The sequence below is a fragment of the Rhodococcus sp. RCBS9 genome (assembly GCF_029457415.1).
Taxonomy (GTDB): Bacteria; Actinomycetota; Actinomycetes; order Mycobacteriales; family Mycobacteriaceae; genus Rhodococcus_F; species Rhodococcus_F qingshengii.
Genome location: NZ_CP120422.1, coordinates 177,738 through 192,028, shown reverse-complemented (window position 1 = coordinate 192,028; position 14,291 = coordinate 177,738). Strand labels below are relative to the sequence as shown.

11 protein-coding genes are annotated in these 14,291 nt (G+C 63.4%); 6 read left to right on the top strand and 5 right to left on the bottom strand.

The features are described from left to right. Positions 1–134: 134 nt before the first annotated feature. Positions 135–2,357, bottom strand: a complete 2,223-nt coding sequence (locus P0M12_RS00995; protein ID WP_030536645.1) for a glycoside hydrolase family 3 C-terminal domain-containing protein — start codon at positions 2,355–2,357, stop codon at positions 135–137. Between the two features lie 71 nt (positions 2,358–2,428). Then, positions 2,429–3,103, bottom strand: coding sequence for a TetR family transcriptional regulator (locus P0M12_RS00990; protein WP_019749082.1), 675 nt, complete (start codon positions 3,101–3,103; stop codon positions 2,429–2,431). 127 nt (positions 3,104–3,230) lie between these two features. Between P0M12_RS00990 and aroQ the strand changes: the two genes are divergently transcribed. Genes aroQ through P0M12_RS00975 form a run of 3 tightly spaced genes read left to right on the top strand, consistent with a single transcriptional unit; the run spans position 3,231 to position 6,468 of the window. Continuing rightward, a complete protein-coding gene (gene aroQ, locus P0M12_RS00985) occupies positions 3,231–3,680 on the top strand; it encodes a type II 3-dehydroquinate dehydratase (protein ID WP_277377373.1) in 450 nt (149 codons plus the stop codon). Beyond that, positions 3,680–4,558 (top strand): shikimate dehydrogenase, encoded by an 879-nt coding sequence (locus P0M12_RS00980; RefSeq protein ID WP_030536643.1) that lies wholly within the window; start codon positions 3,680–3,682, stop codon positions 4,556–4,558. Before aroQ ends, P0M12_RS00980 begins: the two co-directional genes overlap by 1 nt. Next, positions 4,555–6,468: a sugar phosphate isomerase/epimerase and 4-hydroxyphenylpyruvate domain-containing protein gene (locus P0M12_RS00975; protein WP_030536642.1), complete on the top strand. Its 1,914-nt coding sequence runs from the start codon at positions 4,555–4,557 to the stop codon at positions 6,466–6,468. The genes P0M12_RS00980 and P0M12_RS00975 overlap by 4 nt, the downstream gene beginning before the upstream one ends. Here the strand turns inward: P0M12_RS00975 and fdhD are convergent. Next, positions 6,419–7,288 carry a formate dehydrogenase accessory sulfurtransferase FdhD gene (gene fdhD / locus P0M12_RS00970; protein ID WP_003944453.1) on the bottom strand — a complete coding sequence of 290 codons (870 nt, stop codon included), beginning with the start codon at positions 7,286–7,288 and terminating at the stop codon, positions 6,419–6,421. The genes P0M12_RS00975 and fdhD overlap by 50 nt on opposite strands. A 1-nt stretch (position 7,289) precedes the next feature. Then, positions 7,290–9,599: an FdhF/YdeP family oxidoreductase gene (locus P0M12_RS00965; RefSeq protein WP_030536640.1), complete on the bottom strand. Its 2,310-nt coding sequence runs from the start codon at positions 9,597–9,599 to the stop codon at positions 7,290–7,292. Between the two features lie 121 nt (positions 9,600–9,720). Here P0M12_RS00965 and P0M12_RS00960 point away from each other — a divergent pair, with 121 nt between their 5' ends. From P0M12_RS00960 to P0M12_RS00950, 3 genes are all read left to right on the top strand, one after another. Continuing rightward, a complete protein-coding gene (locus P0M12_RS00960) occupies positions 9,721–10,728 on the top strand; it encodes an iron-siderophore ABC transporter substrate-binding protein (protein WP_064444106.1) in 1,008 nt (335 codons plus the stop codon). A gap of 63 nt (positions 10,729–10,791) precedes the next feature. Then, positions 10,792–11,406: a GNAT family N-acetyltransferase gene (locus tag P0M12_RS00955; protein ID WP_030536638.1), complete on the top strand. Its 615-nt coding sequence runs from the start codon at positions 10,792–10,794 to the stop codon at positions 11,404–11,406. Positions 11,407–11,418: 12 nt separating this feature from the next. Beyond that, the gene (locus P0M12_RS00950; protein ID WP_050654660.1) at positions 11,419–13,452 is read left to right on the top strand and encodes a S9 family peptidase; all 2,034 of its coding nucleotides are present in this window, start codon (positions 11,419–11,421) and stop codon (positions 13,450–13,452) included. Positions 13,453–13,523: 71 nt separating this feature from the next. Here P0M12_RS00950 and P0M12_RS00945 read toward each other — a convergent pair whose 3' ends face one another. Continuing rightward, positions 13,524–14,225, bottom strand: a complete 702-nt coding sequence (locus tag P0M12_RS00945) for a hypothetical protein (protein ID WP_277377371.1) — start codon at positions 14,223–14,225, stop codon at positions 13,524–13,526. Positions 14,226–14,291: the final 66 nt, after the last annotated feature.

The following is a 14,291-nucleotide window of genomic DNA, read 5'->3' as shown; positions in this document are numbered from 1 at the left end:
ATCAAGAACGTCTGTGCGGAGAGCGATACAAGGAATGTAACCGACGCCACAGCAACTACACAAGATTATTAACCAAATAGTTCATAAAAATCTACTGGCGGTCACGCTGCTCGTCGAAACCGCAGTTCAGAGAGTTAGGAGGCCGGCTGTGCTGCGGCCGCCACCAACTGCTCCACCTGTTCCTCGGTGATCCCGAGGCCGAAGGTGGCGAGTTTTCCGAGCGGCATCGAGCCTGCGAGTGCCATCATCTCGGGGCTGACCGCCTGTGCACCGTCGCCCGCTGCGGCAGCCATGGCGGCGCCGAGAACTGCGCTGCCGACCGGATGGGCGAGCCATTCGCCGATGGTCGACATGGCGTCGAGCGTGCCGACGCCGACGTTCCCGGCCAGGGTGATCGTGTCGGTGGTTGCGATGTCCCGAGACGAGAAGCCGACGCGGATCTCGTAGTCGCCGGCCTCGATCGCCCAGTCCTTTTCCGTGACAGACCAATAGGCAAATGCCCTGCTGTCGAGCGTGATGGTCACAGTCGCGGATTCGTCGGGGTCGAGGTGGACCTTGGCAAAGCCTTTCAATTCCTGCGCGGGTCGATCGATGCTTGCCGAGGCGTCGTGGACGTAGACCTGAACGACGCTGCTGCCCGATCGGTCGCCGCTGTTGCGCACGGTGACGGTCACTTCGGCGGAGTTCTCACCGGCCTCGACGGAGGTATCGGTGATGTCGAAGGTGGTGTAGCTCAGCCCGAACCCGAACGGGTACGCCACTTCGCGCAGCGCGGAGTCGTAGTAGCGGTATCCCACGTACAGGCCTTCGCCGTAGCGGACGTGCTGCTGTGATCCCGGGAAATGCAGATACGACGGATTGTCTTGGAGGCGAAGCGGAATGGTCTCCGTCAGGCGGCCGGACGGACTCGTGATGCCGAACAGAAGATCGGCAATCGCCGAGCCGCCCGCCTGGCCGAGTAGCCAGCCCTCGAGGATTGCGGCGGCATGATCCTTCCAAGGCTCGATCGAAACCACACCGCCGTTGGCGAGCACGACGACCGTGTTCGGGTTCGCGCCGTGGACCGCTTCCAGCAGGGCGATCTGGTCAGCCGGCAGTTCGATGTCGGTTCGGTCGAATCCTTCGGATTCCGTGGCGGACGGTAGTCCGAGGAACAGCACCGCGACGTCGGCGCGGCGTGCGGCGTCGACAGCCTCGGTGACCATGTCGTCGTCCGGAGTGCCGTCGAAGGTGAAGCCCGGTGCGAAAGTGACGCGGTCGGCGCCTTCGAGGTCGAGGATCGCGTCCAAGGCATTGTCGAGCTTGGTCGGGACCACCTGTGAACTGCCGGCTCCCTGGTACCGCGGGCTGCACGCGAATTCGCCGATCACCGCGACGGTTTGCCCGCCGGGGGTCAGCGGCAGTAGTTCTCCGTCGTTGGCCAGCAAGACAGCGGACTCCGCTGCAGCGGTCCGTGCCAGTTCGTGGTGACGCTCGACGTCGTACGTGTGGCCTTCGGTGCGCGCGGCGGCGGTGCGTGCCACCAGCGTCGCCAGGCGCTCGGCGGCAGTGGTGAGCACTGATTCGTCCAGGTCGCCGCCGCGCACGGCGTCGACGATCTGGGTATCGGTTCCGGTCGGCGGCATTTCCAGGTCGAGGCCCGCGGCGAGTGCCGCCACGCGGTCGTTGACCGCTCCCCAGTCCGAAACGACGAGGCCGTCGAAGCCCCACTGTTCGCGGAGTACCTCGGTGAGCAGCCAATGGTTCTGGCTCGAGTACACACCGTTGATCTTGTTGTACGAGCACATGACCGTCGTCGGGGCCGCGGTCTTGACGGCGTATTCGAAGCCGGCCAGATAGATCTCGCGCAGTGTCCGTTCGTCGACGTCGGCACTGACTCTCATCCGGTCGTGTTCTTGGTTGTTGGCAGCGAAGTGCTTGAGCGAGGTTCCGACGCCGCGAGACTGGATGCCGGTGATCAGGGCTGCCGCGACGCGGCCGGAGAGGAATGGGTCCTCGGAGACGTATTCGAAATTCCTGCCACACAAGGGTGATCGTTTGATGTTGATGCCTGGGCCGAGGAGGACCGAGACCTGTTCGGCTTTGGCCTCGTCGCCCAGAGCCTCACCGACCTGGCGGATGAGGTCGAGGTTCCACGACGAGCCCAACCCGACCGCCGGTGGGAAACATGTCGCTGGAACGCTGTGGCCGAGTCCGAGTGCATCGCCGCCCTCGGGTTGTTTCCGGACTCCGTGCGGACCGTCGGTCAGGAGTATCGATTCGATTCCGGGAACGGACTGGCTGTGCCAGAAATCCGAGCCCGACGTCAACGACGCCTTCTCCTCGAGTGAAAGCCCGTCTACGTAATTCTCGGTCACGTCATTCCTCCCGGTGGCAGCTGTGAGTTCCACTCACCACCGTAGGGGGATTTTTCGGACTTCGGGGTGGGTCAGGACGGCGCCTTCGAGGTCAAGAACGCAACAACCATGTCGCCGAGCATTGTTCGAAGATGCTCACGATGCGTCGAGTCGGTCAGATCGCGGTCGAAGAGCGCTTTGAAGGTGTAACGATTGGCGATACGAAAGACGCAGTAACTGCTGATCAACATGTGAATATCGAGAGCATCTACGTCGGAGCGGAATGCTCCCGACTGCTGTCCGTCGTGGAGGATCTGCGAGACCAGGTCGGCGGCGGGGGCGCCGAGACCGCTGAGTAGCTCGGATTTCTCGATGTGCTCACCGCGGAGCATGTTCTCGTTGGCTACCAGCCGAATGAAGTTCGGGTGTTGTTCGTGGTGGTCGAAGGTGAGTTCGGCCAAGGCGCGGACCGCTGCGGTGGGGTTCAACCCCTCGAGGTCGAGTTCGCGTTCCTGTGCGCGAATGACGCTGTACGCATGCTCGAGGACGGACTTGTACAGCCCTTCCTTGTCGGTGAAGTAGTAGTAGATCATGCGCTTGGTGGTGTGAGTCTTGGTTGCGATCTCGTCCACTCGGGCGCCGGCAAAGCCTTTGTCGGCAAACTCCTCGGTGGCGACGGCGATGATGTTCACCCTGGTCAGATCGCTGTTTCGGCGTCGTTTCTCCGGCTTCGACACCACGGAGTTCACTGACTGCTCGGAAACCATGTGCTCACTCTATCTGTCAGCAGTTTGTCGACTTTGCTTGTCGAGTCCGCGTCGGGGGAGTAACGTCCAGTGAACTAACTCACTAGTTCGTACATTAGTTTCGAGCGTCAACCCCGAGGTGCCCCTGATGACTTCATCTCTACCGGTTCTGGTCCTCAACGGGCCCAACTTGAATTTGTTGGGCCAGCGCCAACCGGAGTTCTACGGGAGAGACACGCTGGACGACGTGGTTTCCCGCTGTGTAGCGGCGGCCGAGAAGTTCGGGGCGATGGTCGAGGCAAAGCAGTCGAACCACGAGGGCCAACTGATCGATTGGATCCACGAGGCCAGGGGAAACGTTGCGGGCATCGTCATCAATCCCGGTGGGTACTCGCACACCTCCGTTGCGTTGAGTGACGCTCTGGTCACACTCGATGCCCCTGTCGTGGAGGTGCACATCAGCAACATCCATGGCCGCGAAGAATTCCGTCACCACTCCTACGTGTCCGGGATCGCCGACGCTGTCATCTGCGGATTGGGAATCGACGGTTACAGCGCCGCAGTCGAATTCGTCTGCGTCCGAGAAGGGAAGAACTGATGAGTGATTCGATCCTCTGCGGTCTGATCGGCACCGGCATCGGAGCCTCCTTGACTCCGATCATGCACGAGGAGGAAGGGCGCAGACAGGGCCTGCCGTACGTTTACCGCATCCTCGATCTCGATGCGATGGGGATGGCGCCGTCGGACATCGGTGAACTTCTCACCTATGCACGACGTTTCGGGTTCCGCGGCCTCAACATCACTCACCCTTGCAAGCAGTTGGTGATCGAGCACCTCGACGAGCTCTCGCCGGATGCGAGCCGGCTCGGAGCGGTGAACACGGTCCTCTTCGACTCCGGCAAGGCGATCGGACACAACACCGATTGGTCGGGCTTCGGCCGAAATTTCGACGACGGACTTCCCGGAGCACAGCTCGATCGTGTCGTGCAGCTCGGTGCCGGCGGAGCTGGTGCGGCGGTTGCCTATGCCGCGCTCAACCGTGGCGTCGGGACACTGACGTTGGTCGATTCGAGCCTGCCTCGCGCGCAGGAACTTGCACAAACCTTCGCGCAGCAGTTTCCGGCGCAGGTTGTCGAGGCGCGGCACACGAGCGACCTCGCCGAAGTGCTCGGCAAGGCAAACGGATTGATCCACGCGACGCCGATGGGAATGGCGGCTCATCCCGGAATGGCATTCTCGCCGGATCTGCTTCGCCCTGATCTGTGGGTGGCCGAAATCGTCTACCGTCCACTCGAAACCGAACTGTTGCGTCAGGCAAGGTTGATCGGAGCCCCGACGCTCAGCGGAGGCGGAATGACTGTCTTCCAGGCCGTCGACGCGTTCCGGATCTTCACGGGCATCGAGCCCGACAGTAAGCGCATGCTCGCGCACATGACGGAACTCGTACGCGGCGAACAGACTGCGGCAGCGCTGTGAGTGCCCCGGTCCGGACGTCGATCGCGACGGTATCGCTCAGTGGCACTCTCGAGGAGAAGCTCGACGCCATCGCTGCTGCCGGCTTCGACGGCTTCGAGGTGTTCGAGCCGGATTTTGTTGCTTCGCCGTGGTCCCCGAAGGAATTACGAACGAGGGCTGCGGATCTGGGCTTGACCCTCGATCTGTATCAGCCGTTCCGTGACTTCGACACGGTGGACGAGGCCCAATTTGCTCGGAATCTTGTTCGAGTGCAACGCAAATTCGAGCTCATGGATCAACTGGGGTGCGAGACGCTCCTGGTGTGCTCCTCGCCCCTGCCGACCGCAAGTCACGATGACGGTCAGTTGACAGAGCAATTCGGAGCTCTCGCCGAACTGGCGTCCGAGCACGGCAAGAAGGTTGCCTATGAGGCGCTCGCGTGGGGTGCCCACGTCAACACGTACGGCCATGCGTGGCAGATCGTCGAGGGCGTCGACCATCCTTCGCTCGGTACCTGTCTGGACAGCTTTCACATCCTCTCGCGCGGTGACGATCCCGCCGGAATTCGCGAGATTCCCGGCGAGAAGATCTTCTTCCTCCAGTTGGCGGACGCTCCGTTCTTGGCGATGGACATCCTCCAGTGGAGCCGGCATCACCGAAACTTCCCGGGGCAGGGCAGCTTCGATCTCAATGCGTTCGCTCAGCATGTCTACGCCACCGGTTACGACGGACCGTGGTCGCTCGAGATCTTCAACGACGTATTCCGCCGCGCCGACACCCAGCGGACGGCAATCGACGCTCATCGGTCGCTCCTGCATCTGGAAGAACAGGTCGCCGCCGCGAACCCTGCCGCCGGTGGACCCACGCTGTTCACCGCCCCGGAGCGCACGCCGCTCGAAGGAATCGTGTCTCTGCGAATCGCTGCGGGTCCGGCGAAACAGGACCAGGTGCACTCGATGCTCTCCCGCGTCGGTTTTCATCTTGTCGGACGGCACCACGATCACGATTTGCAGTTGTGGCGGCACGGACCGCTCACCGTTGCCGTGGATGCGACTGCGGGCACGGTGTGGACGGCGCCCGGGCTGCCTGCGGATCTACCGGTTCTCACTCAGATCGGCATCCGGGCAACCGAACCCGAGGTGTGGGGAGAGCGCGCTCTGGCTCTCGAAGTGCCGGCGACGCGCGTGCAGTTGCCGGGGTCGAGCGACGAGAACTCCGAGGTACCGGACGTCGTACGCCTGAAGGTCACCGATGCGACATCGATCGACCTTCGTGGCCCCGGCAGCGCTGCAGCGTGGGAATCGGCATTCGAGATCTACCCGCTGCCCGCCGAGCGCAATCGTGAACAGGGCGCAGTGTTCACCGGGATCGACCACGTGGCACTGGCGGTTCCGGCCGAGAGCTGGGACGGCATCATGCTGCTCCTGCGGTCCGTGTTCGAGATGCAACCACACGAGGGGCAGGACGTCACCGATTCTGTCGGCCTCATGCGAAGCCAGGCGCTCACGCTCGTTCAAGGCGGTGACGGACATACCCTGCGCATCTCGCTGAACATGGTGGAGGGAAGTCGAAGCGGGCTGCCGACGGTCCGTCGCGGCGGCGTCAGCCACGTCGCCTTCGCGTGTGAGAACATCTTCGGTGCCGCTGCGTCCATGCAGGACTGGGGATTTGCTCCGCTACCCATTTCCCCGAACTACTACGACGATCTGGACGCGCGTTTCGGACTGAATCCGGAACTGCTCGACCGGATGCGCAGCACCGGAATTCTTTACGACGCAGACGCTCACGGCGAGTTCTTCCACCTGTTCACCCCGACCGTCGGGGGAGACCTGTTCTTCGAGGTCGTGCAGCGGGTGGGTGGATACGAGGGCTACGGGGAAGTCAACTCCGCTGTGCGACTGTCGGCTCAGTTGCGTGCGAGTTCGACGTGACCTCGACTCGGTGCGGGTGCGAGTAGACGTTCATCGAATCGCCGCGGATGAAACCGGCGAGAGTCAGCCCGGACTCCTGCGCTAGTTCCACGGCCAGCGACGACGGCGCGGAGACAGCACCGAGGATCGGAATGCCGGCCATGACGGCCTTCTGGACGAGTTCGAACGACGCCCGACCGCTGACGATCAAGATCGTGTCGTAGAGGGGCACTCGGCCGTCGGTGATGGCCCAACCGATCACCTTGTCGACGGCGTTGTGACGGCCGACATCCTCGCGCAGTGCCAGGAGTTCGCCGGTGGCGGTGAACAATCCGGCCGCGTGCAGGCCACCGGTGCGCTCGAAGATCCGTTGGCTCTCCCGCAGTGTGACAGGCATGGCCGACAGGATGGTCGAGGTGACGGAAGTCGTGTCACCGACCAGCGGATGTCGCGTCGTGGTTCGGACGGCGTCGAGCGAGGTCTTGCCGCACACGCCGCACGCGGAACTGACGACGGTGTTCCGATCGGTGGTGTGGTCGGGCAACGGCACTCCGGGAGCGAGAGCGATGTCGAGGACGTTGTACGTGTTCGCACCGGATTCGTCGACGCCGTCGCAGTAGCGGACGACGCTCACGTCGTCGCGGGTGGCGATGACACCTTCGCTGAGAAGGAATCCGTGCACGAGGTCGACGTCGTTGCCGGGGGTCCGCATCGTCACTGCCAGCACCTGACCGCCCACTCTCATTTCGAGTGGTTCCTCGACGGCCAGCGTGTCGGGGCGCGTGACGACCCGATCACCCGAGATTCGAACGACCGGTGTTCGTGCGGTGACTCGTCCCATCTCAGGCGCCCGATGCTTCGAGTCGAACGGTGACGGCCTTCGACACCGGCGTGTTCGACTTGGCCGCAACGTGTTCGAGGGGAACGAGCGGATTTGTCTCCGGGTAGTACGCCGCAGCATTGCCGCGCGGGGTGTCGTAGGAGACGATGCGGAATTCCGTGACCCGACGCTCTTCGAGTGTGCCGTCGGGTGTTGTCCACTCGGACACGATGTCGACGAGATCGCCGTCACGGAATCCGAGCGCGGTGATGTCTTCGGCGTTGACGAGGATGACTTTGCGTCCGCCCTTGATGCCGCGGTATCTGTCGTCGAGGCCGTAGATCGTGGTGTTGTACTGGTCGTGGCTGCGCATCGTCTGCAGAATCAGGCGCCCACTCGGAGTGGGTATCCAGTGCAGGTCGTTCACGCCGAAGTTGGCTTTGCCGGTGTGCGTGCGGAACTCACGCGAGTCACGCGGCGGGTGGGGGAGTTGGAATCCGTCTGGCTCTCGAACGCGGGAGTTGTAGTTTTCGCAGCCTGGCACTACCCGTGAGATGGAATCGCGGATCAGGTCGTAGTTGCCCTCGAAGGCCGACCAGCGGACGGAGTGATCGTTGCCGAGTAGTTCGCGGGCGAGTTGGCAGATGATGGCGACTTCGCTACGCAGGTAGGGGCTGACCGGTGTGAGGCGTCCGCGCGACAGGTGCACCATGGACATCGAATCCTCCACGGAGACAAGCTGCTTTCCGCCGGCTTGGACGTCGAGGTCGGTGCGTCCGAGGGTGGGGAGGATGATCGCGGTCTGCCCGTGGACCACGTGACTGCGGTTCAGCTTGGTGGACACCTGCACGGTGAGTTCGCATTGACGCAACGCTGTTTCGGTCGCTGCGGTGTCCGGGCTTGCCTGGATGAAGTTGCCGCCCATCGCCATGAAGAAGCTTGCCTTGCCTGCGTTCATGGCGCGGATTGCGTCGACGGTGTCCCATCCGTGCTTGCGGGGACTCGAGATCGAGAACTCGGTGTCGAGCGCGGCCAGGAACTCTTCCGGCATCTTTTCCCAGATGCCCATCGTGCGGTCACCCTGGACATTGGAGTGTCCTCGCACCGGACAAACGCCGGCACCGGGTTTGCCCATCATTCCACGCATGAGCAGCAGGTTGACTGCTTCTTCGATGGTGGCGACTCCGTGTGTGTGCTGAGTGATCCCCATGGCCCAGCAGGTGACGGTTCGCTCGGATCGGGCAAGTGCGGCCGCCGTTTCCTCGAGCTGTGCCATCGACAGACCCGTTGCCTCGAGTACCGTGTCGAGATCGACCGCGCGGATGTGCTTCTCGTATTCGTCCCAACCGGCGCAGTACCGGTCGACGAAGGCACGGTCGACGACCGTCCCGGGAGCGCGATCTTCCTGCTCGAGCAGCAGCTTCCCCAGGCCTTGGAACAGCGCCATGTCGCCGCCCAGCCGGATCTGCAGGAACTCGTCCGCGATGTCGACTCCGTGCCCGATCACGCCGGACACCTTCTGTGGATCCTTGAACCTGCGCAATCCCGCCTCGGGCAGAGGATTGATGGCAATGATCTTGGCGCCGTTGCTCTTTGCCTTCTCCAGCGTCGAGAGCATTCGAGGGTGGTTGGTGCCGGGGTTCTGTCCGGCGATGAGGATGAGATCGGCGTTCTCGAGGTCGGGAACCGTCACCGAGCCTTTGCCGATGCCGATGGATTCGGTCAGTGCGCTTCCGGACGACTCGTGACACATGTTGGAACAGTCGGGCATGTTGTTGGTGCCGTAGCTGCGAATCATCAACTGGTAGAGAAACGCGGCTTCGTTGGACGTGCGACCGGAGGTGTAGAACACCGCTTCGTCCGGCGATGCGAGGCCGTTCAGATGTTCGGCGATCAGTGCGTACGCGCCGTCCCAGTCGATCGGCCGGTAATGGGTTGCTCCCGGCGTCAGGACCATCGGGTGCGTCAGTCGCCCCTGCTGTCCGAGCCAGTAGTCGGTCTTGCCTTCGAGATCGGCGATCGAGTGCTCCGCGAAGAATTCGGGTGTGACGGTGCGAAGCGTTGCTTCCTCGGCAACAGCCTTCGCTCCGTTCTCGCAGAATTCGGCGGGCTTGCGATGTCCGGGAGTCTCCGGCCACGCACACCCCGGGCAGTCGAAGCCGTGTCGCTGGTTGAGTCTGGTGAGCGTTCGGGCGGTCCGCAAGGCTCCCATCTGCTCGATTCCTCGTTGCAGCGACACCAGAACGGCCGGAACTCCGGCGGCGTAGTCCTTGGGGTGCGTGACTTCGAGATCCGATTCGTCGATGTCCTTCGAGGGGCCCTGGCGCGTCATGTCTCCATAGTGGCCCGATCGGCGCGGTACTGCCATCGAATGGGCCGGTCGAACTAGTCGGAATGAAGCTTTCATCGGCTAGCCTTACCTACCGAACCAGCAGACTTTAAGGGGTAGGAACATGGATCGAACGGACGCAGGTCGGCTGACCCGGCGCGGATTTCTGATCGGCACGTCGGGAGCGTTGCTGGCATTCGCCGCAGCCTGCTCCAGTTCGAACGACGAGGACACACCTCCCAGCGGTGACTCTGCGGAATCGATCACCCACAAGTTCGGGGCTACGGAGTTGCCCAAGGATCCGCAGCGGATCGTCAGTGTCGGATACAACGATCAAGATGCGATCCTGGCGCTCGGTGGGACCTTGGTCGGAACCTTCGACTGGTACGGCGATTACCCCTACGGCGTGTGGCCCTGGGCGCAGCCGCTGCTGAACGGGGCGACTCCCGAGATCATCGGAACCGCGGGCACCACCATTCAGATGGAGAAGGTCGCTGCCACGACACCCGACCTGATTGTCGGCACCTACTCCGGGCTCACTCAGGCGCAATACGACAAACTCAGTGCCATTGCACCGACGGTGGCGCAGCCCAAGGAGTTCGCGGATTACGGAATCCCCTGGCAGAACCAGACGACCATCATCGGCGAAGCGTTGGGGCAGCAGGGTAAGGCCGCCGAGCTGATCGCCGGCGTCGACCAGAAGTTCGCCGACGTGAAGACGGCCAATCCGGCGTTTGCCGGCAAGACCGTTCTGGTCGGCGCGTTGAAGGGGCCGGGGCAGTTCGGGGTCTACGGACCGGAAGACCCGAAGGTGCGGTTCTTCACCGAACTCGGATTCGTGAATCCGCCTGTCACCGATCAGATCACGGGTAACTTCGCCGAGATCAGCACCGAGCAACTCTCGCTCGCGGACGTCGACGTACTCGTCTGGTACGCCGGTGGCGGCTACGGCGACAAGCTTCGCGCGGAGCTGGACAAGACCCCGATCTACCAGGAACTCGACGTCGTGAAGGACGGCCGCGCGATCATTCTGGAAGACGCTGCTGCCGAAGCCATGACGTGGAGCACCGTACTGAGCTTGCCGTACGCGCTCGAACAGATTCCGCCGCGGATTGCGGGCTTGCTCGTCTGATCGGTTCAAGGACAGCGCTGTTCAAAGTCCAGTGATTCGGACAGTCGGCGGTACTCTCGCCTCATGGGTGTACACGTACGGCCGGCTGTCCGATCCGATATTCCGGCACTGTCGGCAGTGTTGGCCGAGGCGTTCGAAGATGATCCCTTGATGGCGTGGATGTTGCCGGACGAGGCCACCAGGGCTGATCGCCTGACGAAACTGTTTGCCGCAGAAGCTCGTTACCACCACCTCGCCGGGGGCGGCGTCGAGGTGGCCACCGACGACAACGGCCTGATCGGCGGGGCAACTCTGTGGGATCCGCCGGGGCGGTGGAAGCAGTCGTGGATTTCCGGGCTCGTGAGCCTGCCCGCAATGGTGCGTGTCTTCGGCAGGGGGCTACGACACGCGGCCGAGGTCAGCTCCGTTCTCGAAGGAGCACACCCGAATTCGCCGCACTGGTATCTCGCGACCGTCGGGACCGGCAGCGCGGCGCGCGGTGGGGGATACGGCAAAGCGCTGCTGAACTCTCGGTTGGAGCGTTGTGACCGTGAACATGTCGACGCTTACCTCGAGAGCAGCAAGGAATCGAACATCCCGTACTACAACCGCTTCGGTTTCGAAGTGACCCGTGACATCGTCATGCCAGGCGGCGGGCCGACGATCTACGCAATGATGCGTCAACCGCGGGGCGCGTGATACGAACTAGTGGTGACCCAGATTCCCGAGCTCCACGCAGGCACACCGTTCGACGAACTCGACGACTACATCGCTCTGGCCAGGTTGTCCGGCCTGGTGTTGTCACCTGACGGCTCGCTGCTGATCTGCGCGCGCGCCGTTCTCGACGACAAGAGCGCCGAATACGTGTCCTCGTTGTGGGAGATCGACCCGGAAGGCCGGCGTCCTGCGCGTCGGTTGACCTGGGGTTCGACCAGCGAGTCCGGTGCTGCCTTCGCGTTCGACGGCGACGTGCTCTTCACTGCCACGCGAGCCGTGCCGGGCGAGAGTGATCCGCAACCAGCACTCTGGCGCCTACCAGCGGCGGGCGGAGAAGCTCAGCTGCTGATCTCGCGTCCCGGTGGTGTCTCGTCGGTATCAGCGGCGAAGGCGGCGCCGACGTTCGTGGCCCAGACGTCGGTCATGGCTTCGGCGATCAGCCTCGACCAGGACGATCAGGTGCGATCGGCGCGCAAGGACAAGAAAGTCACGGCGATGCTGCACACCGGTTATCCGGTGCGCCACTGGGACCACGACCTGGGCCCCGATCATCCGCATCTGGTTGTGGCCGAGACGGATTCGAAGGAATCCGTCGAGTTGCGGGACATCACACCGACGGCAGGCGCAGCGCTGCGGGAGACGTCGACCACGATTTCCGACGACGGTCTCTTCGTCGTGACCACGTGGACTGTCGGCGATGCGAGTGCCGCCCGCCGATCGACGTTGGTTCGGATCGACACGGTGACCGGTGACCGAGTCACGCTTGTCGACGAGGCCGACGCGGACGTCTACAACCCGGTGCTCTCGCCGGACGGAACCAAGCTCGCGTTCATCCGGGAGACACTCACCACACCGGAGTCCGCACCACGAATGACTCTGCAGCTCTACGACTTCGGATCCGGTGCCGTGACCGGCGTCGCCGACGGCTGGGATCGCTGGCCTACCTCACTTGCCTGGCTACCCGACGGATCCGGGCTGGTCGTCACCGCTGACGACGGCGGCCGCGGTCCGATCTTCACCATCGACCTGTGGGGCCAACCAGTGCGCCTGACAGCCGACGACGCGGCGTACACCGACCTTCGAGTGGCGCCGGACGGTGAGTCGATCTACGCGTTGCGAGCCTCGTACGAAGCGCCCCCGCACGTGGTGCGGGTCGATCTGCGATCAGGTGAGATCACCGCACTTCGTGGGCCCGACACTTTGCCGGAGCTGCCGGGAACACTGACCGAGATCACCGCGCGTGCCGAGGACGGTTCGACGGTGCGTAGCTGGTTGGCGCTGCCGACGGGCGCCGCGCCGCATGCACCGGTGCCATTGCTTCTCTGGGTCCACGGCGGCCCACTCGGTTCGTGGAACACCTGGTCCTGGCGGTGGAATCCGTGGCTGCTCGTCGCCAAGGGCTATGCAGTACTGCTACCAGATCCCGCGCTCTCGACCGGATACGGCCAGGACTTCGTCCAGCGGGGGTGGGGTCAGTGGGGCAAGGCGCCCTTCACCGATCTGATGGCGATCACCGATGCTGCTGTCGCCCAGCCCGAGATCGACCCCAAGCGAACCGGCGCGATGGGTGGTTCGTTCGGTGGTTACATGGCCAACTGGATTGCCGGACATACCAACCGTTTCGACGCCATCGTCACCCACGCGAGTCTGTGGGCACTCGATCAATTCGGCCCGACGACGGACGCTGCCTGGTACTGGCAGCGCGAGATGTCGCCTGAGATGGCCGTCGAGAATTCGCCGCATCTGTACGTCGCGGACATCACGACTCCGATGCTGGTCATCCATGGCGACAAGGACTACCGGGTTCCGATCGGTGAGGGCTTGCGACTCTGGTACGAACTGCTTGCCGAGTCAGGTCTGCCCGCCGACGACGACGGGAAAACGGACCATCGCTTCCTCTACTTCCCCGACGAGAATCATTGGGTGCTCAAGCCGCAGCACACCAAGATCTGGTACGAGGTGGTCACCGCGTTCCTCTCCGAGCACGTTCTCGGCGAAGATGTCGCGCTACCGGAGATTCTGGGCTGAACCCGCGCGTGCCTCGTTCGGATGAAACACCGAACGAGGCACGAGCGTCTTCGCGTGGATCCGGACCGGAATCAGGCGCCGGGGCAACGAACGGTGTACGACCACTCGGTGTGGTCAGGGCCCGTGACGCGAACCAGAACGGACGACGCCCCACCGCCGGGCACGTTGACGACAGCTGAACCAGTTCCCTCGTTGATGTTGTCGCCGATGTATCCGGTGCTGTGGATCAACCGACCTTCGTAGTACACCTCGATCAGGTCCGGGACGTTCTCGGTCTCGTAGCCGAGCACGAACGAGGTCGGGCCACCGCGGCCGAGTTCGTGCTTGGTGCTGGTGATTCCTGCGCCGCCCGAGACGGTCGAGGCGTCGCAGCGCTGCGTGGGCGCAAACGATCCGCCGCCGCCGCTGCCGCTGGCCAGGCCACTGAGAATGTCCCTGACGTTGCCACTGGCCAGGCCGTTGACGATGTCCGTCGCGCTGGTCGAGCCGGCGTTCAGGCCGCCGAGGACGTCGTTGAGGTTCCCAGTGGCGATCCCGCCGACGATGTCACCCACGCTGCCGCTGGCGATGCCGTTTGCGATGTCGTTCCCGATATCGCCGACGCTTCCGTTGATCGTGGCGCTGCCACTGTCGATGCTTCCTTGCACACTTTCTTCGATGCCGGGGGCAGCAGACGCAGTCGCCGGAAGCACGAGGGCAACCGCGGCTCCGATCGTCGCGGCCGCCGCCAAGGTTCGAACGCCGGGAGGGCGAGAACTCCAGTTGTTCAACATATTTGCTCCACAGGTCGTTGGTCGGTCGTCCTTCAGAGCGATCCTGTCAGCGGAGCGGATCGGTGA

What these genes read in the sequence shown, in the direction of transcription:
- P0M12_RS00990 (WP_019749082.1), bottom strand. Translation starts at nt 3,103, where the DNA reads ATGGTTTCCGAGCAGTCAGTGAACTCCGTGGTGTCGAAGCCGGAGAAA.
- aroQ (WP_277377373.1), top strand. Translation starts at nt 3,231, where the DNA reads ATGACTTCATCTCTACCGGTTCTGGTCCTCAACGGGCCCAACTTGAAT.
- P0M12_RS00980 (WP_030536643.1), top strand. Translation starts at nt 3,680, where the DNA reads ATGAGTGATTCGATCCTCTGCGGTCTGATCGGCACCGGCATCGGAGCC.
- fdhD (WP_003944453.1), bottom strand. Translation starts at nt 7,288, where the DNA reads ATGGGACGAGTCACCGCACGAACACCGGTCGTTCGAATCTCGGGTGAT.
- P0M12_RS00965 (WP_030536640.1), bottom strand. Translation starts at nt 9,599, where the DNA reads ATGACGCGCCAGGGCCCCTCGAAGGACATCGACGAATCGGATCTCGAA.
- P0M12_RS00960 (WP_064444106.1), top strand. Translation starts at nt 9,721, where the DNA reads ATGGATCGAACGGACGCAGGTCGGCTGACCCGGCGCGGATTTCTGATC.
- P0M12_RS00955 (WP_030536638.1), top strand. Translation starts at nt 10,792, where the DNA reads ATGGGTGTACACGTACGGCCGGCTGTCCGATCCGATATTCCGGCACTG.
- P0M12_RS00945 (WP_277377371.1), bottom strand. Translation starts at nt 14,225, where the DNA reads ATGTTGAACAACTGGAGTTCTCGCCCTCCCGGCGTTCGAACCTTGGCG.